At 68.7% G+C, this 22394-nt stretch carries 20 protein-coding genes; 8 read left to right on the forward strand and 12 right to left on the reverse strand.

Annotated elements, in window-relative coordinates:
* Positions 1-41: 41 nt before the first annotated feature.
* Positions 42-2024 (reverse strand): thioredoxin domain-containing protein, encoded by a 1983-nt coding sequence (locus ACIBG5_RS37010; protein ID WP_396396370.1) that lies wholly within the window; start codon positions 2022-2024, stop codon positions 42-44.
* Between the two features lie 247 nt (positions 2025-2271).
* Between ACIBG5_RS37010 and ACIBG5_RS37015 the strand changes: the two genes are divergently transcribed.
* Complete coding sequence (locus tag ACIBG5_RS37015) at positions 2272-6063, forward strand: S8 family serine peptidase (protein ID WP_396396372.1); 3792 nt, start codon at positions 2272-2274, stop codon at positions 6061-6063.
* A gap of 77 nt (positions 6064-6140) precedes the next feature.
* Positions 6141-6677: a nitroreductase family protein gene (locus ACIBG5_RS37020; RefSeq protein WP_396396373.1), complete on the forward strand. Its 537-nt coding sequence runs from the start codon at positions 6141-6143 to the stop codon at positions 6675-6677.
* Here ACIBG5_RS37020 and ACIBG5_RS37025 read toward each other — a convergent pair.
* The 3 genes from ACIBG5_RS37025 to mca all read right to left on the reverse strand — a co-directional run bounded on the left by ACIBG5_RS37025 (position 6663) and on the right by mca (position 9067).
* Positions 6663-7688 (reverse strand): CopD family protein, encoded by a 1026-nt coding sequence (locus ACIBG5_RS37025; protein WP_396396374.1) that lies wholly within the window; start codon positions 7686-7688, stop codon positions 6663-6665. The genes ACIBG5_RS37020 and ACIBG5_RS37025 overlap by 15 nt on opposite strands.
* A 114-nt stretch (positions 7689-7802) precedes the next feature.
* On the reverse strand, positions 7803-8171 hold the full coding sequence (locus ACIBG5_RS37030; RefSeq protein WP_396396376.1) for a hypothetical protein: 369 nt from the start codon (positions 8169-8171) through the stop codon (positions 7803-7805).
* Between the two features lie 32 nt (positions 8172-8203).
* Entirely contained in the window at positions 8204-9067 is an 864-nt protein-coding gene (gene mca, locus ACIBG5_RS37035) for a mycothiol conjugate amidase Mca (protein ID WP_360441749.1), read from the reverse strand.
* Positions 9068-9196: 129 nt separating this feature from the next.
* Between mca and ACIBG5_RS37040 the strand changes: the two genes are divergently transcribed.
* Together ACIBG5_RS37040 and greA are read left to right on the forward strand one after the other, a co-directional pair.
* The gene (locus tag ACIBG5_RS37040; RefSeq protein WP_396396378.1) at positions 9197-9709 is read left to right on the forward strand and encodes a DUF4307 domain-containing protein; all 513 of its coding nucleotides are present in this window, start codon (positions 9197-9199) and stop codon (positions 9707-9709) included.
* Positions 9710-9915: 206 nt separating this feature from the next.
* A complete protein-coding gene (gene greA / locus ACIBG5_RS37045) occupies positions 9916-10428 on the forward strand; it encodes a transcription elongation factor GreA (RefSeq protein ID WP_360441755.1) in 513 nt (170 codons plus the stop codon).
* A gap of 57 nt (positions 10429-10485) precedes the next feature.
* Here the strand turns inward: greA and ACIBG5_RS37050 are convergent, their stop codons facing one another.
* Genes ACIBG5_RS37050 through ACIBG5_RS37065 form a run of 4 tightly spaced genes read right to left on the reverse strand, consistent with a single transcriptional unit; the run spans position 10486 to position 13412 of the window.
* A complete protein-coding gene (locus ACIBG5_RS37050) occupies positions 10486-10920 on the reverse strand; it encodes a VOC family protein (protein ID WP_396396379.1) in 435 nt (144 codons plus the stop codon).
* Between the two features lie 15 nt (positions 10921-10935).
* Entirely contained in the window at positions 10936-11529 is a 594-nt protein-coding gene (locus ACIBG5_RS37055) for a TetR/AcrR family transcriptional regulator (protein ID WP_396396381.1), read from the reverse strand.
* A gap of 57 nt (positions 11530-11586) precedes the next feature.
* Positions 11587-12432 (reverse strand): ABC transporter permease, encoded by an 846-nt coding sequence (locus ACIBG5_RS37060; RefSeq protein ID WP_396396383.1) that lies wholly within the window; start codon positions 12430-12432, stop codon positions 11587-11589.
* Positions 12429-13412, reverse strand: a complete 984-nt coding sequence (locus ACIBG5_RS37065; RefSeq protein ID WP_396396385.1) for an ATP-binding cassette domain-containing protein — start codon at positions 13410-13412, stop codon at positions 12429-12431. Before ACIBG5_RS37065 ends, ACIBG5_RS37060 begins: the two co-directional genes overlap by 4 nt.
* Positions 13413-13582: 170 nt before the next feature.
* On the opposite strand from ACIBG5_RS37065, the gene ACIBG5_RS37070 reads away from it, so the two are divergent.
* Positions 13583-14839, forward strand: coding sequence for an MFS transporter (locus ACIBG5_RS37070; protein WP_396396387.1), 1257 nt, complete (start codon positions 13583-13585; stop codon positions 14837-14839).
* Here the strand turns inward: ACIBG5_RS37070 and ACIBG5_RS37075 are convergent.
* Positions 14821-15924 carry a hypothetical protein gene (locus ACIBG5_RS37075; RefSeq protein ID WP_396396389.1) on the reverse strand — a complete coding sequence of 368 codons (1104 nt, stop codon included), beginning with the start codon at positions 15922-15924 and terminating at the stop codon, positions 14821-14823. The genes ACIBG5_RS37070 and ACIBG5_RS37075 overlap by 19 nt on opposite strands.
* Positions 15925-16074: 150 nt before the next feature.
* Entirely contained in the window at positions 16075-17574 is a 1500-nt protein-coding gene (locus ACIBG5_RS37080; protein WP_396396390.1) for an MFS transporter, read from the reverse strand.
* An 88-nt stretch (positions 17575-17662) separates the two neighbouring features.
* On the opposite strand from ACIBG5_RS37080, the gene ACIBG5_RS37085 reads away from it, so the two are divergent.
* Positions 17663-18115: a MarR family winged helix-turn-helix transcriptional regulator gene (locus ACIBG5_RS37085; RefSeq protein WP_396396392.1), complete on the forward strand. Its 453-nt coding sequence runs from the start codon at positions 17663-17665 to the stop codon at positions 18113-18115.
* Positions 18112-19143, forward strand: a complete 1032-nt coding sequence (locus tag ACIBG5_RS37090) for an alpha/beta fold hydrolase (RefSeq protein WP_396396393.1) — start codon at positions 18112-18114, stop codon at positions 19141-19143. Before ACIBG5_RS37085 ends, ACIBG5_RS37090 begins: the two co-directional genes overlap by 4 nt.
* Here ACIBG5_RS37090 and ilvA read toward each other — a convergent pair.
* Entirely contained in the window at positions 19136-20338 is a 1203-nt protein-coding gene (gene ilvA / locus ACIBG5_RS37095; RefSeq protein ID WP_396396395.1) for a threonine ammonia-lyase, read from the reverse strand. The two genes, ACIBG5_RS37090 and ilvA, sit on opposite strands and share 8 nt — an antisense overlap.
* A 53-nt stretch (positions 20339-20391) precedes the next feature.
* On the opposite strand from ilvA, the gene ACIBG5_RS37100 reads away from it, so the two are divergent.
* The gene (locus ACIBG5_RS37100; protein WP_396396396.1) at positions 20392-21648 is read left to right on the forward strand and encodes an aminoglycoside phosphotransferase family protein; all 1257 of its coding nucleotides are present in this window, start codon (positions 20392-20394) and stop codon (positions 21646-21648) included.
* Here the strand turns inward: ACIBG5_RS37100 and ACIBG5_RS37105 are convergent, their stop codons facing one another.
* Positions 21649-22302, reverse strand: a complete 654-nt coding sequence (locus tag ACIBG5_RS37105) for a hypothetical protein (protein ID WP_396396397.1) — start codon at positions 22300-22302, stop codon at positions 21649-21651.
* Positions 22303-22394: the final 92 nt, after the last annotated feature.

Here is a 22394-nt window from a genome sequence, read left to right on the forward strand (position 1 = left end):
TTCTTCCGAAACGACAGGGAAAACCCGCACTGCCGTCGTTGTCAGTTCACCGGGCGGAACTCGCGGCGAAGGTCTTCCGGCAACACGACCGGGAGCCGGCAGGTGAATTTCTGACAGACGTACGCCGCGGGCTGGTCCTGGATCAACGTGCGACCGTCCATCAGCGGTACGGCGAGCCCCGGGTCGCCGTGGACGATCGCCGTACCCCACGGCGCGGCCGCGAACGCGGTCCGGAGCAACTCGGGCGAGCGGCCCGCGATGGCGATCTCGAGCGGACCGGCGGCAGCCGTCTCGGCCACCGCAAGGGCACGGCCGGCGAACCGCGGTGCGCGGGCGGCGATGGTGGCCGAGGCCTTCAGAGCCTCGGCGGCCGCAGTCTCGTACCGGACCGATCCGGTCATGCTGGCCATCGTCGTGAACGCCTCGGCTGCCAGACTCACGCCGGCCGGGCTGGCGTTGTCGGTCGGGTCCTGCGGGCGCCAGACGAGCTGCTCGGCATCCGCCGCCGTGTCGAAATAGGAGCCGTCCGCAACGAATTGCTCGATCGTCCTGTCCAGCAAGCGTTGCGCGGTGTCGTACCACTCGATGTTGCCGCTGGCACCGAACAGCACCAGACAAGCCTGCGCGTACGCCGTGTAGTCCTCGAGGACACCGTGGGCCGTCCCGACAACGCCGTCCCGGGAGGCGCGGTGGAGGCGTCCGGTCGCATCGTCGACGTGCACGTCCCGGACCAATCTGGCCGCCTGGCTCGCGGCTTCGACGTACTCGGGGCGGTCCAGGATCACACCGGCTCTGGTCAGGGCCGTGATAGCGAGACCGTTCCACGCGGCAACTACTTTGTCGTCGCGGCCGGGGTAGGTGCGCCGCGCGCGGACCTCGCGCAGGAGCGCCCGGATCCGCTGCCACCGGTCGGAGTCGTCGGGGTCCTGGCGAAGCTGGAGGACCGAAGCCCCGTGCTCGAAGGTCCCGCTGACATCGCAGAGTTCGATGACCCAGTGGGCGTCGTCCTCGGTCAGTGCCTCGTGCAACTGCTCCGGCGTCCAGACGTAGTACTTGCCTTCCACACCTTCGGTGTCGGCATCGAGCGCGGAGGCGAAGCCACCCTCCTCGGTCCGGAGCTCGGTGAGGAGGAAGTCGGCGGTCTCCTCGGCGATCCGCCGGGCGAGCGGGTCGGAGCTCACCGCCCACCAATGGGTGTAGACGTCGAGCAGCAGCGCGTTGTCGTAGAGCATCTTCTCGAAGTGCGGAACGATCCACTGGCGGTCGACCGAGTAGCGCGCGAACCCGCCGGCCAGCTGGTCGTACATGCCGCCCCGGGCCATCCGGTCGCACGTCTTCGCGACCATCTCGAGCGCGTCGGCCGAGCCGGTGCGGCGATGGTGGCGGAGCAGGAAGTCGAGGACCATCGATGGCGGGAACTTCGGCGCGCCGCCGAAGCCGGCATCGGCCGGGTCGAAGTCGGTCTTCAGCAGTTCGGCGGCATGGTCCAGCGTCGCGGTGTCGATCGCACCCTCGGCCGCGTGCTGCTGGGCGCCCAGTTGCCCGACCACTCGGCGGCCGATGTCGTCGATCTGATCGCGCTTGGTCCGCCACGCGTCGACCAGCGACTCGAGCACCTGACGGAACGACGCCATCCCACCGCGAGGGTTCTGCGGGAAGTACGTGCCGCAGAAGAACGGCTCGGCGTCCGGGGTCAGGAACACCGACATCGGCCAGCCGCCCTGCCCGACCATCGCCACCGTCGCCGACATGTAGATCGCGTCCACGTCGGGGCGTTCCTCGCGATCCACCTTGATGCTGACGAAGTGCTCGTTCAGGTACGCCGCCGTCGCCTCGTCCTCGAACGACTCGTGCGCCATCACATGACACCAGTGGCAAGCGGAGTACCCGACCGACAGGAAAACAGGTTTGTCCGAGCGCCGTGCTTCTGCGAACGCTTCGGGGCTCCATTCCCACCAGTCCACCGGATTCTCCGCGTGCTGGAGCAGATAGGGGCTGGTGGTATGCGCCAACCGGTTCGTCATCTCGACGCCTCCTGTCCCGAACTGACCTGACGATGCACGGGGTTGGCAGAACCCTGGAACGCCACGCTACCTCCGTGCCGGGCCGAAGCCGCAGCGCGGGTGGTGACCAGGCGTTCCCGCAGTTGCCCGCCCGGCAGGGTTGTCTTCTGGGCAGAATCGGACCGGCAGTTGGGCAATGGACGAAATCGATTGCACGGGCTCCACCGGAATGATCAGATGCGCCTACCTGAGGACCTCCGGAGGAAACGTGCGACGCCCTTCTGCCAAACCGCACCTGCTGTCGGTCGCAGCATTTCTACTTCTCGTCACCGGCGTGACGGCGCCTTCGCCGGCCGGCGCCGAGCCCCCACCACCCGCCGCGGGCGCCTCGGCGGCATCCCGCGGCGCGTCGGTCGAGGTGACCTTGATCACGGGCGACAAGGTGATCGCCGGACGGGGGCCGGACGGAGCGGTCTCGGTGCAGGCCGTCGAGCGTGCGCCGCGGTCGACCGGAGCGGTTCGGGTCACCGTCGAGACGGGCGACACCTTCGTCCTGCCCGACGAGGCCATGCCGTACGTGGCGACCGGCCGGCTCGACAAGCAACTCTTCAACATCACCGATTTGGTGGCACAGGGCTACGACGACGCCCGGACCGACGCCCTGCCGCTGATCGTCACCGGCCGGTCCGACGGTTCCGCCCGGGGCCTGCAGTCCGCCGCCGGAGCACTGCCTGGGGCGAGCGTCACGCAGAATCTCCCGTCCGTCGGAGGCTCTGCCGTTCACGCTCGGCGGTCGGAGGCCACCGCTTTCTGGTCGGCCGTCACCAGCGGAACGAACGCCCGCCGGTCCCAGCCCGGGGTCGGCGCCACCGCGGGCGAACCGTCGTTCGCAGTCGGTATCGACAAGATCTGGCTGGACGCGAAGGCGAAGGCACAGCTCGCCGACACCACGGCGCAGATCGGCGCCCCGAAGGCCTGGCAGGCAGGGGCGTCCGGCGCCGGTGTCCGCGTCGCGGTGCTGGACACCGGTATTGACACCGGCCATCCAGACCTGGCTCCGCGCATCGTGGCGACCCGCAGTTTCATCCCCGGCGTGGACGTGGTCGACCGCGACGGCCATGGAACGCACACCGCGTCCACCGTCGCCGGCACCGGCGCCGCTTCGGACGGGAAAGAGCGCGGGGTCGCTCCCAGCGCCGACCTGGTGGTCGGCAAGGTGCTCGACGACCACGGGTCCGGCCCGATCTCGGGCGTCATCGCCGGGATGGAGTGGGCGGCGCGGACCGAGCACGCCAAGGTGATCAGCATGAGCCTGGGTACGTCGACCTGGCACACGCAGGACGATCCAGTCAGTCAGGCGGTCAACCGGCTCAGCGCCGAGACGGGCGCGCTGTTCGTCGTTGCGGCAGGCAACGAGGGGAACAGCCCGTACACCGTCACCGCGCCCGGTACGGCGGACGCCGCGCTGACCGTCGGCGCGGTGGACACGTCCGACCAGCTCGCCTCGTTCTCCAGCACCGGCCCCAGGATGATCGACGACGGCCTCAAGCCTGATCTGACCGCACCCGGAGTGGACGTCCTGGCCGCGCGTTCCCAGTACATGGACGACGGGGCCGAGGGCTACTACCGATTGGAAAGCGGTACGTCGATGGCGACGCCGCATGTGGCCGGTGCGGCCGTCCTGCTGGCGCAGAAGCACCCCGAATGGACTGGACAGCAACTCAAGGACGCGCTGATGGGGACCAGCGCGATGACGCCCGCGTACACCCCCTACCAAGCCGGCACCGGGCGGTTGGACGTCGGCGCCGCCTACCTCCAGGATCAGGTCGTCGCCACCGGATCGGTGGATGCCGGGCGGATTGCCTGGACGCCGCGGCCCGACCGCACCCCGGTCAACCGTCAGGTGACTTACCGCAACACCACCGGCAGCCCGATCACGCTGAGATTGTCGATCGACCACGGCACCTCACCCGCCGGCGTGTTCTCTGTGGCGACCGACGAGGTCGTGGTCCCGGCGCACGGCACGGCCACGATCGGAGTCACGGCGGACCCGCAGGGTCTGCCGCCCGGCCATTACGGAGCTCAGGTGACGGCGAGTTCAGCGACCGGCACGGTGCACACGGCCCTGGGCCTGTCCGTAGAGCCGGAGAAGTACGACCTGACTGTCCACCTGAAAGACCAGTCCGGCAAACCGGTCAGCGGCGAGGTCGAGATCACCGGCGCCGACGGCAAGACCACAGTGTTGTGGGTGCCTGACGGCAAGCTCACGAGCCGCTGGGCGCCTGGTTCCTACACGATCGTCTCCACGCTGGACGTCGTCGGCCGGCACGGCCCGCACTCGATCGGTCTGGCGGTCCTGACCGCCCCGGAAGTCATCCTGACGGAGGCTCGCGACGTCGTGCTGGACGCGTCCCGTAGCCGGGAGATCAAGGTGGCGACTCCCCTGCCGACGGCGGTCAGCACCAGCAGAATCGACATCTTCCGCTCGTTCACGTCGGCACAGCCGACACCCGACGACAGGCAGGCTCTGCACCAGATCCTGATGCCGCCGCCTGAGTACGACAGCCTGTGGGCGCTCCCGACCGGGAACAAGGTCCAGCAGGGCAGCTTCGTCTTCACCACCCGGTTCCGGGCCGAGCAGACTCCGCTGACGATCGCGTACGGGCGCGGCAGTCTCGACGACACGCCGCTGGTGCAACCCGGGTCTGCCTCGTTCCAGGACGGCAAGACCCGCGTCCCGGCCGTGTTCGCCGGTACGGGGACGCCGGCCGACTACAAGGGCCTGACCGTCCTGGGCAAGGCCGCGGTCGTCCGGAGCAGCTCCGAGGTCGCCGCCACCGACCAGGCCGCCGCCGCGCACGCGGCCGGTGCCGCGATGCTCCTGGTGGTCAACGACGGCGACGGCCGCAAGAGTGACTGGTACGGCGCCCCGGACGGCCGAACGACCGGACCGATCCCGACCGCCGCGCTCACCCTGGACGACGGCGAAGCACTGATCAGGAGGATCGCGGCCGCGGGCCGGACCGAGCTCACCGTCGAAGCCCATCCGAAGCCGGCGTACCTGTACGACCTGGCCGACTACCACGACGGACTCGTACCGAACGATCCGTCCGCGGCCACCGATCCGGGCAGCCTCGCCCGGATCGAGAACGACTTCGTGGCTCCGGGCGGACGCCCGGTCATGGAGAGCCGTGAGGACAGTCCCGCGTACGAATACTGGCCGGCCGACTATCCGTACGCCGGTTTCGGGATGATCCGTGTTCCGAGGTTCCCCCGTAAACCGGTCACGGGGCAGCGGACGGACTGGGTGTCCGCCGGCGTCAAGTGGCAGCAGTACGGGTCCGTCGACGGCTGGCAGACCTTCACCGACGTGGTGAGCTACCAGCCGCGCAGCGTGCGGAACGAGCGGTGGTTCGGCCCGATCGTCCGGCCCCGGATACTCGACTTCGAGGTCCCGCACCGGGTCGGCAGCGGGATGGGCGGCATGATCGCCGGGTTCGGCGACGGAGGATCCGCGCACAGCGGAGACGCCAGGATGACCCGCAGCTTCGCGCTCTACCAGGGAGACCAGCTGCTGGCGCAGAACGGGCCGAAACCGGAGTTCGGCGCGGGCGGCCTGGCGCCGGAAGAACTCCCGTACCGGCTCGTGGCCGACACGGCGGGGAACCCCGAGCTGACGCCGTACTCGACCACCACCCACACCGAGTGGACGTTCACGTCCGGCGAGGTCGAGAACCAGGCGCTTCCGCTCGCGCAGCTCGACTACGTCGCGGAGGTGGACGCCGCAGGCCGGGCGAAGCGCACCTCGGCCTTCTCCGTCAAGCCCGTCGTCGTCGGCAGCAGCGCGCGTGCGGACGCGGTCACCGCCGTACAACTGGAGGTCTCCTACGACGACGGTGCGTCCTGGCTACGCCAGGATCTGAAGGAGCGTGATGGGGCCTGGCAGGCGCGGTTGTCGGCGCCGGCCCAGGCGAGCCAGGTATCGATTCGGGTGACCGCTCGGCAACGCAACGGCGGCGGTATCAGTCAGACCGTCATCCGGGCGTTCGGCCTGAAGTGAAAGGTGCGCGGGCGGCCGGTGTGGACCGGCCGCCCGGCGGACGGAATGGACCGGGCCGGGTGGGACTTGAACCTGGTATGGCCGTTCATCCGCTGCTCGCGTCCCGGTTCAGCCCACTCCGGTTCGACTCCGAGGCGCCAGTGACGGATGACGATGTGGATCTGCTGCTGGAGGCGGCCCGCTGGGCACCTTCGGCCGGCAACTCACAGCCCTGGGCCTACTTCACCGCGCGGCGCGACGAGCCGGAGCACAAGCGGATCGTGCGCTATCTCGCGGCCAGTTCGGGCCGATGGGCGCCGAGTGCGGGTCTTCTCGTCGTGACGATGGCGCACCGGTTCGTCGAGGACACGGACTGGGCGTACTCCGACTTCGCGGACTACGACCTGGGCCAGTCAGTGGCCCATCTGACCCTTCAGGCGCACGCGATGGGTCTCGCCTGCCGCCAGTTCCGCGCCTTCGACCTCGACGCGCTGACCGCGGACCTGTCCCCCGGCGCCGGCTGGCACATCGTCTCGATGATCGCCATCGGCCGTGCCGCCGAAGACCGGCCTCAGGACCGCGAACGCCGTACCACCGCGGACCTGCGCACCGCGCCGTGGTCAGGCGGTCTGTGACAGGGCGACGGACAGGCCCAGGGTGACGGCCATGACGAAGAGTTCGGTGCCAACGATCCGCCAGAACGGGTTGCCCCCGTCAACCAAGTCACCGATCGCCCGGCGACGGTGCAGCCAGGCCGCGACGATCAGGATCACGAACGCGGCGATCTTCGCCAGCAGGAGTACGCCGTACGCGTCCGAAGTGAGCGCGTCGGGGATCGAACCCCAGCCGCCACCCTTCGCGGCCAGCCGGCCGGCGGCGCTCAGCAGGCCGCTCAGCAGGACGGCGATCGACGAGATCGACGCGACCTCGTTGAACCGCTCGAGCACAATCGGGAGGCCAGTGCGACTGGCCCGTCCGTAGCGAACCAGGCCGGCCAGTCCGCCGACCCAGGTGGTTGCGGCAATGACGTGGACGACAAGGGCCGCGCCGGCGACGACGACGTACGACTCGTTCCGCGGGTACGCCGTCAGGGCGGTCGGGACCAGGGCCGCGATCGCAACGAGTACGCCGAGACTGGCGGCCGACGAAGTCTGCACGCGGCGAATGCCGATCGCCAGCGCGACGACCAGGATGCCGGTGATCAGCAGCGCCTTGACCTCCGGTACGCCGAGGGCGTCGTCCAGCCGGAGGCGGAGCAGATTCACCGGGGTGTCGAGCAGAATGGACGCGGTGACGATCGCGCCGGCGAACGCACAGACCGCCCAGATGATCGCCGCATTGCTGGCGTCGCGCACGGCCCGGCGGCCCTGCACTCCGAGCGGACCGCCCTCGATCCGCAGCAGCACCACCGCGGCAAGCAGTGCGCCCGCGCAGCCGACGGTCGCGAAGATCGAGATCAGCCGGATCAGCGGCAGCAGCCAGCCGACGAACACCGACGGTCCGCCGATGCCACCCGTGTCCTGCGGTTCACTGCCGGCCGCGAACAGACCGATGGCGAGCGCCACCGAGGCGACGATCACGGCCGTCAGACCACCCGCGACCAGACGTCCGGGCATTCGGTGCCGGGCGGCGCGGGTCGCGGTCACAGAGCGAACTCGGCAGCGGCACGATTGAACACGCGCTCACTATAGGGGCGACATCAGTGGGCGGCCCGCGCACGACACCATCTCGTGATAACGGTGTCACGAGATAGCGCGGGATCAGTGCGTTGTGTGTTCCTTGGCGTCACTCTGGGTCGGCGTCGTACCCGTCGTACCCGTCGTACCCGTCGTACCCGTCGTACCCGTCGTACCCGTCGTACCCGTCGTACCCGTCGTACCCGTCGTACCCGTCGGCTCGGCATCGCCAGCCGGGGCCGCTGAGCTGTCCGGACTCGCTGGGCCGTCGGACGGTGCTGGGGCGTCCGCACCATCGCCGTCGAAGTCGATCTTCTTCAATTGCTTGCCCATGTTGCGCCACAGCAGCACCGTGGCGGCACCGAGAGCGAGCACGATCAGCAGCGCGACCCAGCCGGGGCGCACCGAGTTCGGGTCGACCTCGGCCGCCGGAAGGAAGGTCATCACTGTCACGCCACCAGTCTCTCACTGTCCGCGCCCCGCCGTCAGCGCAGCCCCGCGAACAGATCGTCCTCGGGGAGTTCGGACTCGACCACGCTCCGCGCCAGCTCGAAGTCCTCGGTCGGCCAGGCCGCCTGGTGCACCTCCAGCGGCACGGTGAACCAGCCGCCGTCCGGGTCGATCTGGGTGGCGTGCGCGAGCAGCGCCTTGTCCCGGACCTCGAAGTACTCGGCGCACTCCACCCGGGTGGTGATCCGGCGCTCGTTCTCCGGGTCCGGCTTCCAGTCCTTCAGCCGCTCGGCGTACGGCGACTCCAGGCCGCGGGCCACCATCGCGTCGTGCAGGGCCTTCATCCGCTCGCGGTGGAACGTGTGGTGGTAGTACAGCTTCAGCGGCTGCCACGGCTCGCCGAGCTCCGGGTACGCGTCCTTGTCCCCCGCTGCCTCGAACGCGGCCACCGTGATCTGGTGGCACATCACGTGGTCCGGGTGCGGGTAGCCGCCGTTCTCGTCGTACGTCGTGACGACCTGCGGACGGAACTCGCGGATCAGCTTCACCAGCGGGGCCGCGGCGTCCTCGACCTTGAGCGCGGCGAAGCAGCCCTCCGGCAGTGGCGGCGGCGGGTCGCCCTCCGGGAATCCGGAGTCCACCCAGCCGAGCCAGGTCTGCTCGATGCCGAGGATCTCGCGGGCCGTGTCCATTTCCTTGCGGCGGATCTCGGTGATGTTGGCCAGCACCTCCGGCCGGTCCATCTTCGGGTTCAGGATCGACCCGCGTTCCCCACCGGTGCACGTGGCCACCATGACCTCGACGCCCTCGGCCACGTACCGGGCGGTCGAAGCGGCCCCCTTGCTGGACTCGTCATCTGGGTGCGCGTGCACATGCAACAACCGAAGATCTTCACTCACAAGACACAATGGTCCTCCAACCCCGGACCAAACCCACGACCGACCCCCTCTGGACATCTCTTGACGGACCCCACGCCGACCACCCCCTCCACGCCACCGGAAGCCACCGAGGCGCTGGATGACAGGGCTATGGGCAACAGCACCTCGGCCGCAGCGGCGAGCAACCAGGCAGTGACCGGGCCGACCGCATTCGCGCCGAGCTCAGGCGGGAGCGGGGATGGAGGAGGACATGGGAGTTCGGCAGCCGACCTTGATGCGCGGTACGGGCGGGGGCGGCGGTCTCGGCGGCCGTTGATCATCGGCGTGGTGGCCGTGGTGGCCGCGGCCGGGCTGGCGTGGTTGGCGTGGGCGGCGATCGTCGGGTCGAATCCGCCGGTGACGTCGCGGTTGCTGCGGTTCGAGGTGACGTCGGCGACCAGCGCGACGGCGACCATCCAGGTGGACCGGACCAAGTCGGTGGAGGCGAACTGCCGGCTGCAGGCCAAGTCGGCCGACTTCTCCATCGTCGGCGAACTCACGCTGACGATCCCGGCCGACTCCCCCAGGCACCAGACCCTGCCCGCGACGCTGACGACGCAACGCTCCGCAACCTCGGTGGTACTGATCGGCTGCACGACCGCGGACTCGCACCGGCCGCACTGACCTCCGGACGGCCGTCCGGCAACCGATTACCGGTCAGTTCGCCGGGATGTGGGAAGAACCACCAAGCAAACGGTTTCCCCGCGTTTGAGGCCTCGCAGAACTGTGGGGTTCTCCGCCGGATCTTGCTACGCTCAGTGGATTGGTCGCCGTCGACGACGGCGGCCAGCAGCTTTTCCTGCCCATCCCACCGACACAAGGAGCAGCCCGTGACGCAGAGGATCGATGAGGACAGCGTTGTCTGGCTGACGCAGGAGGGTTACGACCAGCTGAAGGCCGAGCTCGAGCACCTCAAGGGCCCCGCCCGTGCCGAGATCACGCAGCGCATCAGCGACGCCCGCGACGAGGGCGACCTGAAGGAGAACGGCGGGTACCACGCCGCCAAGGACGAGCAGGGCAAGATCGAGGCCCGGATCCGGCAGCTCGAGGACATGCTCCGCCGTGCCCGGGTCGGCGAGACCCCGAAGGCCGGCGGCAAGGTCGAGCCCGGGATGAAGGTGTCGATCAAGTTCGCCGGTGACGACGACGTCGAGACGTTCCTGCTCGGCTCCCGCGAACTGCTCGCCCTGGACGCGTCGGTCGACATCGACGTGTACTCGCCACAGTCCCCGCTGGGCTCGGCGATCCTGGGCAAGAAGAAGGGCGACAAGGCCAGCTACGAGGCCCCGAACGGCAAGGACGTCACCGTCGAGATCGTCGCCGCCGAACCCTTCACCGGCTGACCCACCCGCCTCGAGCGCCCCGGTGGACTCCACCGGGGCGCTCGCCATTTCCGGCGCTCAGTGCACGGCTGGGGCGAAGAGCTCCAGCTGGATGTTGTCCTGGTCGCGGAAGACGAGGACCGAGGCATAGGGCTCGTCCACGATCGGGGACTGGGTGAGTGGCTTGTCGGCGGTGTCCGCACGGACCACGCCATGGGCCTCGAGATGGTCCTGCCACTGGGTGAGGTCGTCGCGGGAGCCGACCGCGAAGCCGGCGTGGTCGAGACCGGTCGTCGTCTCCTTGCACAGGCCGCCGTCGTTGGTGTCGTGGCGGTGCAGGGCGATCATCAGCTGATGATCCGCATCGGCGAGGATGCGGCCGACGCCGCCTTGATGCGGTACGTCGAGCACCGGGTGGACGCCGAACACTTCGCCGTACCACTGGACGCTCGACTCCAGGTCGGTCACGGTCAGGGCCAGATGATGCAGTCTGGGCTGGGTGACTGTGGACATGATTCCCCCTCGGGATTACACGGACTCTCCGCTCGAGTACTGAGCCAGGAACATCCGGGTGACGTCGTCGACGAGGCCGCTCCATCGGTCGCCGCCAGGGTCGTTGGAGACCTGCTGGTCGACCAGGCCGGTGGTGATGGCGGTCCAGATGTCGAGCTGACGTTGATCGTGCACGCCGTTGCGTGCGAGGAGCTCACGGGTCCGCTCAAGGGCGGCGACGGCGAGCTCGTACGACTCGGGCGACGGCGTGAAGCCGGGCACCGAGTGCTGGAACAGCAGTTGATACCGGGGGATGTCGGACACGCAGAACGTGATGAACGCGCGTGCCTCGGTGAGCAGGTCCTCGGCCGGCCGGTCCGTCAGCGGCAGGGTCGCCTTCAGGTCGATGAAAGCCTGCGCGGCCTGCGCGAACATCGCGTCCAGGATCGCGTTCTTGGACTCGAAGTACGCGTAGACGGTGGGTGTGGTGATCCCAGCCCGGCGGGCCAGCTCGCGCAGCGACAACGCGGCCAGCCCTTCCTCGCGAACCAGCTCCCACGCGGCCGCGAGCACCGAGGCGCGGGCGTTCTCCCGCCGCGCCTCCCGCCAGTTCCCCCGTTCCTTTAACACAGTTCGAATTATTTGCACGCCGTATAAGTCTTGTCAATGACTCAACGGCTCAACGACTCAACGGCTGGTGGCGCTTCGGTATTTGCGGACGGCTAGGGGGGCGAAGACGGCGATGATCGCGGCGCACCAGATGAGGGACAGCCAGACCGGGTGCTGGGCGGGGAAGCCGTCGGGGCTGGCGAAGGGTGACGGGTTGCCGAACAGGTGGCGGCAAGCGGCGACGATGGAGGAGATCGGGTTCCACTCGGCGACCGGTTGCAGACCGCTGGGCAGGTTCGGCGTCGGAACGAAGGCGTTGGACAGGAAGGTCAGCGGGAACAGCCAGATCAGTCCTGCCGACGCCGCCACCTCGGGACTGCCGACGGACAGACCGATGAGCGCACCGACCCAGAGCATCGCGAACGCGAACAACAGCAGGATCCCGAACGCCGCCAGCGCCTGACCGAAACCGTGGTGCCAGCGCCAGCCGACGATGAAGCCGCAGATCACCATCACCAGCATCACGAACGCGTTGAACACGACGTCGCCGACCACCCGCCCCGCGATCACACCGGACCGCGCCATCGGCAGCGACCGGAACCGGTCGATCAGGCCTTTCGACATGTCGTCGGCCAGCCCGACACTCGCCGAGGCGACTGCGAACGCCATCGTCTGCGCGAAGATCCCGGCCATCAGGAACTCCCGGTACGCTCGCGGACCCGGGAAGCCGGGGATCGGGATCGCGTTGCCGAACACGTACGCGAACAACAGCACGAACATGATCGGCTGGATCGTCGCGTAGATCAGCATGTCCGGCGTCCGCGGGATCCGCTTGAGCGTCCGCCACGCCAGGATGCCGGCATCGGAGAACGCCCGGCCGAGCGGATTCACCTTGCCCGGCTCGTCGATGTCCGCCGCACTCATGAGTCCTTCTCCTTCTTCTGCTCGGCCTCATGCCCGGTCAGGGTGAGAAACACGTCGTCCAGGGTCGGCCGCCGCAGCCCGATGTCGGCGATCCGGATGCCACCCGCATCGAGGGTCCGGATCACCTCGACCAGCGCGCTCGATCCGCCGGGCGCCGGCATGGTGATCCGGCGCGCGTGCTCATCCTTCGTGGTGGAGTCCGGCTCGGTGATGTCGAGCGAGGCGATGAGCAACTCGAGCGCCCGGGTGGTCTCCGCCGGGTCGTGAACGACGACCTCGATGCGCTCACCGCCCACCTTCGCCTTGAGCTCGTCCGCCGTACCGCGGGCGATCACCGAACCGTGGTCGACGACCACGATGCTGTCCGCGAGTTCGTCGGCCTCTTCGAGGTACTGCGTCGTAAGCAGGATCGTGACGCCTTCACGGACCCGGTCGCGGATGATCTGCCACAGGTCGAGCCGGCTGCGCGGGTCGAGCCCGGTCGTCGGCTCGTCGAGGAACAGCACCCGCGGGTGGGCGATCAGCGAACCGGCCAGGTCGAGCCGGCGGCGCATGCCACCCGAGTAAGTCTTCAGCGTCCGGTCCGCGGCGTCGATGAGGTCGAAGATGTCGAGCAGCTCCTCGGCCCGTTGCTTCGCCTGCTGACTGCTCAGCTGGTACAGCCGGCCGAACATCCACAGGTTCTCCCGGCCGGTCAGCAGTTCGTCGACGGCGGCGTACTGTCCGGAGAGTCCGACCAGTGAGCGGACGCGGTCTGCTTCCTTCACCACGTCGTGGCCGAGCACGCGGGCGGTGCCCTGGTCGGGCTTCAGCAACGTGGTCAGCACGCGGACCGCCGTGGTCTTGCCCGCCCCGTTCGGCCCGAGCAGGCCGAGCACTGTCCCTTCGGGAACCTCGAGGTCGATCCCGTCGAGCGCCTTGACGGTGTCCTTCCTGGTCCTGAATGTCTTCACGAGGCCGGTCGCCTCGACAGCAGCCATTCCGTCGATCCCCCTTCTGGATGTGACGCAAGCCACCATCCTGACCGACCCCACCGACACTTTCGACACTTTTCTTGCCGATCTATTTTCAGGCTCAGATTGAGTCGACCAGACTCAACTTTGTTGATAGTTGAGTCGACACGACTCAAGTCTCGGCCTAGCGTCGCGGCATGACCTCCCAGAGCATCCTCAGATACCCCGATTTCCGGCGGTTGTGGATCGCTGATCTGCTCAGTCAGCTCGGCAGCCGCCTGAGCATGATCGCCATCCCGCTGCTCGCCGTTCTCACCCTCGACGCGTCCACCCTCCAGGTCTCGCTCCTCAGGACATGCGAGACGGCCGCCTGGCTGCTACTCGGACTGTTCGCCGGTGCCTGGGTCGACCGGATCCGGTGTCTCCCGGTGCTCGTGTACGCCGATCTGGGCCGGGCACTGCTCTTCGCGACGATTCCCGTCGCCGCCTGGTTCGGCGTACTGAGTCTCGCCCAGCTGTACGTCGTACTGGCGCTGACCGGCGTCCTCACGGTGCTCTTCGACGTGGCACACAGCACCTACCCGCCTCGGCTGCTGGATCCTGACCAGTTGCTGCCCGGCAACGCCAAGCTAGCGGCCAACCACTCCGTCGGCGCAGTGATCGGCGCGGGCGCGGGCGGCGTACTCGTGCAGTGGCTCGGTGCGGCTGTCACGATCGGCGTGGACGCACTGAGCTTCCTGTGGTCCGCACTATGGCTTCGCTCGATCCGTACGCCGGAAGCACAGCCGGCCAAGGCGGACCGGCCGAACCTCAAGCGGGAGATCGCGGAGGGGATGCGGTACGTCTTCAGTCACCCGCTGCTGCGGCCGATGGCGCTCAACACGGCGACGACCATGCTGTTCCAGGCAGCCGCCGGCGCGATCATGATCGTCTACCTGGTCCGCGAGGTTCACCTGCTGCCGGGCACCATCGGCGTACTGAGCATGATCGGCCTCGGCGGAGCGATCGTGGCGTCAGGCGTGACCGAGAAGATCAGCAACAGGTACGGCGACGCCCGCACGTTGCTCCTGTCGTCGACAGGCATCGGCGTCGCGTTCACCCTCCAGGCGCTGACCGCACCGGGCTGGCAGGTGAGCTGGTACGTCGTCTCGATGCTGCTCGCCGGCTTCTGCATCATCGTCTGCTACATCCTGCAGGTGAGCACCCGGCAGCGCGTGTGCCCACCCGAACTGCAGGGCCGGGTCAGCGCCACCATGAGCTTCGTCAGCTGGGGCGCTGCTCCGCTCGGCAGTCTGCTGGGCGGTGCGCTCGGTACGGCGTTCGGATTGCACGCGACCTTGTGGATCGCCGGTCTGGCGGCCCTGGCCGGCAACGCGTTCCTCTATTTCTCACCGTTCCGCACCTTGCGCACCGTCCCGGCCACGCAACAGGTCGATCAGTCGGAGGCGATCTGAGCGGTGCCGACGAGGACCTCGACGTCGAGGGCGGCGCGGCCGCGGCCGATCTCCACGTCCTTGGACTGGCCGGAGACCGCGCCGGTCCAGGTGACCCGACCGAGCTGGGCCTCGGTGTGGACGCGGACGTCGGAACCGCGGCGCAGCACAACGTTCGCAGTACCGGACTCGACCCGGACGCGGGACCGGCCCTTGGTGAGCTGGGCGTCCAGATTGGCCGAGCCGGCCTGGACGAGCAGGTCGATCGGGCCGTCCACGTCGGAGACCTTCGCCGTACCGGCGGTGACGCGGACCCGGCTCAGCCCGGGCAGGCGCTCGGCGTGCACGCTGCCGCCCGTCACCTCGACCTCGACCTGCAGGCCGGGGTTGACCCGGATGGACAGTTCCTTGGCGAGGCCGTTCACGTGCGACTTCAGGTCGGTCGGGTTGCGCAGCATGCTGAACCCGTCGATCGAGACGCCCATGTCGCCTTCGCTGCTGATCGCGAGGGTGTCGCCGTCCCGCTTGATCACGTGCGGTCCGTCCACCGCGACGCCGTTGACGGCCGGCTCGCCGATCAACCGCACCCGGCGACCGATCGCCCGCACCGTCACCCGCTGCACCCCCGCCGGCATCGGCACGTTGCTGTGCTCCTCCTCGACCTCCTCGACCTCTTCAACCTCCTCGATTTCGTCGGTACCGGAGTTCTCAGAAGTCGCGGGGCTCTCGGCGGGAGCTTCGTCGACCACGCTGTCCTGCACGCCGTTCCCGGCGGCAGCGTGCCGCCCGCCCGGCGTCACGCCGGCCTCGCCACCGTTGGCGGCGCCCTCGGGTGCCGCCGTGTCGGCGGCGTCCGGGGCGTCCACCACATCGGCCCAGACCGAGGTGGACGGGAGGTCCTCCGCGGCCGGCCAATCCGTGGACGGCGCGTCCTTGGTCGAGTCCTCGGCAACCGGAGGCGTCGGCGCCGGCTCGTCAGCCTCGGTGGTCGTCGGGGCCTGAATGGCGGCGATCAGGGTGGTGGCTTCCTCAGGTGAGAGGTGGCCCTTGGCGACCCGGTCGAGGACGTCCTTGACCCGCCGGTCGTAATCGCTCTGGTTGCTCATGCGCCCAGTCCAGCATCCCCGCGGGTCGAAACCAATCCGGGATCGCCCGGAATCCCGCCGGACGCAGCGGTGCGGATCCCGGGGAGTAGCCCGCGACCCGCACCAGCTGGGTTTCTCATATGAGCACAGCCCGGACAGGGCTGGTTGTTGTCACGCGGCCGGGGTCATCTCCTCCGCGGCCAGTTCGTCCTGTACGGCGGCCAGCTCGGCGGCCTCGGCCTCCTCAGCGGCACGCCGACTGCGCAGACCACGCAGACCGGTCAGGGCCACCACCAGTCCGAGCGCCGCGATCCCGGTCACCACAGCCAGACCCGGCTTGTACGCCGACAGCATCCCGGCCGAGGTGGTCACGCCGTCCGACCTGCTGCTGATCACCGCGGTCACGATCGCGAGGACCACCGCGCCACCGACCTGGTTGGAGGTGTTGAACAGCCCGGACGCCAGCCCCTGCTCATGGTCCGGGACCCCGGACACGGCCTGGATGTTCAGTGCCGGGAACCCGATCGCGAACCCGAGACCGAGCAGGATGATCGTCGGGAACACAGTCGAGAAGTACGCCGACTCCGGACCGATCCGCAGCGACAGGGCGTACCCGACGACGAACAGCGCCATCGACGCGATGATCATCGTCTCGGTGCCGAGCCGGTCGGCCAGCTTGCCCGCGTTCGGCGACAGGGTGGCGACCAGCAGACCGGCGGGCAGGAAGGCCAGCGCGGTCTGGAACGACGACCAGCCGAGCAGGTTCTGCAGGTACATGGTGCCGATCAACTGGAAGGCGACGTACGCACCGAAGACGGTCAGGATGGCCAGGTTCGCCCGGCGGAGCGAGGCGTTGCGGAGGATGCCGAGCCGGACCAGCGGGTGCTTCGACCGGAGTTCGATCGCGACGAAGCCGGCCAGCAGGACGATCGCGAGCGCGAACATCCCGAAGGTCTGCACCGACACCCAACCTGCTTGCTCGGCACCGACCACGGCGTACACCAAAGACAGCATGCCGCCGGTGACAGTGATCGCTCCGGGGACGTCGTACCCGCCGGAAGCGTTGTCGCGCGGGCTGTTCGGGATCAGCTTGATCGCGAACAGCAGCACGATCAGGGCGACCGGGCCGGGCATCAGGAAGGTCCAGCGCCAGCCGACCTCGGTCAGCGCGCCGCCGAGGATCAGGCCCATCGAGAAGCCGCTGGCGGCACAGGTGGTGAAGATGCTGAGGGCACGGTTACGGTCCGGGCCCTCGTGGAAGGTCGTGGTGATGATGGAGAGCGCGGCCGGCGCGGTGAACGCGGCGGCGACGCCCTTGACGAACCGCGCGGCGATGAGCAGTTCGGGGTTCGTGGCCAGCGAGCTCAGCATCGAGACCGCGGCGAACACGGCCAGCGCGATCAGGAAGACGCGGCGCCTGCCGAGCAGGTCGGCGGTCCGGCCGCCGAGCAGCAGCAGGCCGCCGTACCCGAGCACGTAGCCGGTCACGACCCATTGCAGAGAAGAAAGGGAGACGTTCAGGTCGGCGCCGATGGACGGCAGGGACATACCGACCATGGACACGTCCAGGCCGTCGAGGAAGATCACGCCGCAGACCACCAGGAGGGCGCCCCACAGGCGCGCGTCCCAAGTCATCCGGGCCGGTGATGTGGTGTGCGTTGTCTGTGTCACGAGGGGAGACTATTCCATGCGTGTGCATCTAATGTCTAGGCATTAAATGCGTTTGCATTGAATGCGCGTGCATGCTATGGTCGCCTCCATGGCCGCCATGAAGGTCAGCGCCGGTCCTGGTGAGACCGCCGCCGATGTCAGTGCAGATGTGAGGGAATGGCGCGAGCTGCTGGCTCGCCACGCCGACCTGACCTGCGCCCTCGATCGGGCTCTGCAGGCCGGCCATTCGCTGGGCATGAGTGAGTACGAGGTGCTCGAGCGTCTCGCCGAGCTGCACGAACACTCCGCGAAGGTGCAGACGATCGCGAAGTCGGTCCACCTCAGCCAGAGCGCGCTGTCCCGGGTGATCGGCCGGCTGGAGACCGCCGGCCTGGTCGAGCGGCACATGTGCCCCGAGGATCGGCGCGCGGTCAACGTCCGGCTCACCGACGACGGTCTGCAGCTTCAGGCAGAGGCCGAGCCGACCCAGCGCCGGGTGCTCGCCGAGCGGCTGCACGCACCCCTGGTGAAGAGCTGTCAGCCCCCTACCATCGGTGAATGACTGACGAACCGCTCCTGACCGCCGAGGAAGCTCGGGAAGTCATCGAGGACCTGAACCGCATCGTCGCGCCCGACGGCATCCAGGAGACGTACCAACTCCGGGCTGGAGGAGTCGACCACTGGGTCTACGCCCGTGGCCAGGACCGGTCGAACCCGGTCATCCTGTTCGTGCACGGTGGTCCCGCGTCGCCGCTGTCGCCGGTGATGTGGCAGTTCCAGCGGCCGATCGAGGAGTACTTCACGGTCGTCACCTACGACCAGCGCGGCGCCGGCCGGACCTTTCGTACGGTCGATCCGGACGCCATCGCGGACACCCTGAAGATCGAGCAGTACGTCGCCGACGCGATCGAGCTCACCGAGCAGATCCGGGAGCGGTACGGCGTCGGCAAAGTGATCCTGATGGGTCACAGCTGGGGCACCGTGATCGCAACGCACGCCGCCCTCGCCCGGCCCGACCTGTTCCACGCGTACGTCGGGATCGGCCAGTTCATCAACTCTCGGACCAACGAACGACTCTCGTTCGAATACGCCGTCGAGCAGGCCCGCGAGCACAACCACACCGAGGCCCTCGAGCAGCTCGCGTCGATCGCGCCGTACCCCGGCGACGAGCCGGTGACTCGGGACCGGATCATCATCGCGCGTGAATGGGCGCAGTACCGCGGCGGCCTGACGGCGTACCGGACCGACTCGACCTACTTCTTCCAGGCGCCACTGCTGTCGCCGGAGTACACCCTCGACGAGGGTGAAACCATTGGCGAGGGCAACATGTTCACCCTCGGCCGGGTGCTGGACGAGTTGCTGGAGGTCGACTTCACCGGGGTGACCGAGTTCCCGATCCCGGTGGTCATGTTCCTCGGGCGGCACGACTACACGACGCCGAGTGCCCCGACCGCCGAGTGGATCGAGGCGGTCAAGGCGCCGTACAAGCAGGCCGTCTGGTTCGAGCGCTCGTCACACATGTTGCCCTGGGAGGAGCCCGGCAAGATGCTGGTCAGCCTGCTCGCCCACGTCCGGCCGCAGGTCAGTTGAGCGTGTACGTGTAGCCGTTGCCGGTCAGACCGGCCAGGACGCGGTCGCGGTGGTCCTCACCCCGCAGTTCGAGTTGCAGCGCCACCTCGACCTCGTCCAGGTTCAGCGTCTCCGAGATGCGCTCGTGCAGTACCTCGATGAGGTTGGCGTCCATCCCGGCCAGCTGGGTCAGCAGTGTGGCGAGCCCGCCGGGCGTGTCCGGGATCCGCACTCGCAGCGACAGGTACCGCGCGGCCGCGGCCATGCCGTGCCGGATGACGCGCATCAGCAGCAGCGGGTCGATGTTGCCGCCGGACAGCACCACCACGACCGGCGGCTTGAACCGCTCCGGCTCGTCCAGTACGGCGGCCACCGCGGCGGCACCGGCCGGTTCGACCACGAGCTTCGCCCGCTCCAGCAGCAACAAGAGGGCCTTGGACAACGAATCCTCGCCGACCGTGCGCATGTCCCCGACGTACTGCTGGACCGCCTCGAACGGGACCTTGCCCGGCAGTCCGACCGCGATCCCGTCCGCCATCGTCGCCATCTCGGCCAGCTGGACCGGCTCGCCGGCCGCCAGTGAGGCCGGGTACGCCGCCGCACCCGCCGCCTGCACGCCGACGACCTCGATCGGCGCCCCGTCGCGTTGCATCGCCGCCGCGATCCCGGCGATCAGGCCGCCACCACCGGTCGGTACGACGACAGTCCGGACCTGCGGACACTGCTCGACGATCTCCAGCCCGGCGGTGGCCTGACCGGCGACGATGTCAGGGTGGTCGAACGGGTGGATCAGCACCGCGCCGGTCTCCGCCTCGAACGCGTGTGCCGCCCGCAGGCAGTCGTCGATCGACGTGCCGACGAAGCGAATCTCCGCGCCGTACGCGCGCGTCGCCTTCTCCTTCGGGATCGGTGCGCCGTGCGGCATGAACACGGTCGCCTTGATGCCGAGCAGTTGGGCCGCGAGTGCGACGCCCTGGGCGTGGTTTCCCGCGCTCGCCGCGACCACGCCGCGCGACCGCTCGGCCTTGGACAGCCGCGCCATCCGCACGTACGCGCCGCGCAGCTTGAACGACCCGGTGCGCTGCAGGTTCTCGCACTTCAGGAACACGTCGCCGCCGACCAGTTCACTCAGCCAGCGCGAGTACTCCAGCGGCGTCGGCGCCACCACGTCATGCAACAGGTCCGCCGCTCGCACGATGTCCTTGGCATCGATCACGTCCTTACCCTACGCATCAAAACCAGTTGCACCCGCCACATACGCTGCGGCTCATGAAGGTCACGGCTGTCGTGGTTCGCCACTCCGACGAGGCGGTCCTCGTGCTGCCTTCCGGCCTCCCGCAGGTGGACGTCGCCGAGAAGCTCTGGTTCCCGAACGTGGAGGCCGCGGTCGGCCGGCTCCGCGAGCAGCTGTCGATCGATGCTGTCGTCCTCACCTGCCTTGACGAAGAGCCGACCACCTATCTCATGCTCTCGACCGGCGCGGTTCCAGCGGATGCCCGGTGGGTGCATGACCTCGACGATCCGGCGGTCGTGGCCGCGCGCGAGCACCTCGCCCTGCCGGCGGACTCCCCCGTGACGCCGGCGTGGACCAGGCCGGGCTGGTACGACGAAGCGCTGTCGTGGATCGACGAACAGGTCGCGAGGACGGGTCCGTGGTCCCAGGTGCGCTCATGGGGGCTGTCGAACGTACTGCGTGTCCCGACGGCCCAGGGAGACGTGTACTTCAAGGCACTGGCGCACTCCAGCACCATCCCGGCGCGGGCGGATGCGTTGCCGCTGTTGTTCGCGCACGAGCCGATGTTGTTGAAGCAGCTCTCCGACGAGCGTCCTGGCGAGGTGCCTGCGCCGCTGGCCGTGGACGAGAAGCGGGCTTGGATGTTGCTGCCCGACCTCGGCCCCCCGTTGGCCGACTTTCCGGACGTTTCGCTGTGGATCGACGCACTACGCGGGCACGCCAGGTTGCAGCGCAGCTTTGCCGATCAGCCGGATCGGCTGCTGGAGTTCAGCTGCGTCGACCGTAGGCTCGGCGTACTGGAGGCCGAGATCGACCGGCTGCTCGGGCCGACCCCCGCCACCGATCTGCTCGAACCCGCGGAGCGCGCGCTGCTGCCGAGGCGGGCCGAACAGTTGCGTGAGGCAATCACCGAGCTCGCGGCGATCGGCGTACCGGAGACTCTGCTGCACGGTGATCTGCATCCGCGGAACCTTGCTGTCCGGGATGGTCGGGTGTTGGCGTTCGACTGGACGGACGCCGCTGTGTCCCATCCGTTCCTGGACCTCGTGACGTTCTTCGAGCAACGGTCGCCGACGTCGACGGATCCGCGGCTGAAGGATGCCTATCTGGCCGAGTGGGAGTCGTACGCCTCGCCCGCGGACCTGCGTCGTGCGCTCGAACTGGCCGAGGAGCTGGGAGCACTCCACCAGGTCATGACCTACGCGCACCTGCCGGATCACCTGTCCGGTCCGAGCAAGGAGTCGATGCTCCGCGGCGGCGTGTGGTGGCTGCGGCGGATCCTTGCGCAGTAGTCATCGGTGCAGCACGGCCAACTGGTTGCGCATACCGCGGCGGACCGGCGGATCGAGGTGCCGGTCCCACGTCGGACGACGCTCTCCGCGCAGCAAGGCGTAGTACGCGAGCGCCTCGGACAAGGCCGCTTCACGGAGGTACCCGCGCGCCAACGGTTGCTTGCCCCGCCCGTTCGGTCGAGGCCGTCGCTCGTACGCCGCGTTGGCGGTGAAGATCCCGAGTCCGTAGAACACGGTGAGCAGATCGGTCAGTGGTTCATGGTCGGGACGGCGCGCCACCGAGATCCGGCTGCTGCCGAGCAGCAGCTCATGCCCGGCTTCATGGGCGAAGATCGCGATCAGCGCGACCGGGTCGGCGGCCAGCGTCGGCGAGAGCTGGATCTGGTTGCGCTCGGCGCCGCGGATCCACCGGCCGGACGGTTCCTTCACCACCGAAGCCGACCTGCGGTACGCCGGCCGCCGGATGCCTTCACCGACGAGTTCGAAGCTGAGGGCGCACTGATCCGGCCGAAGATCCATCCGCTCGCTGACCAGCCGGCACAACTCCTCGGCGGCCGGCCGGCTGCCGTCGTACCCGGCTGGGATGAGGTCGCTGGGCAGCGCGATCGGCCGCAGCACCACGTCGCGGCCGAACTCGGTGATCATCCACTCCATCGACGACCGGATCCATCGGCGGCTGCCACCCGGCAAGCGCTCCCGTGGCGCCTTCAACTGAGACCGCACCTGCTGGCTCCGCCGCAACACCC

It is taken from the genome of Kribbella sp. NPDC050241 (assembly GCF_044459685.1).
Lineage (GTDB): Bacteria > Actinomycetota > Actinomycetes > Propionibacteriales > Kribbellaceae > Kribbella.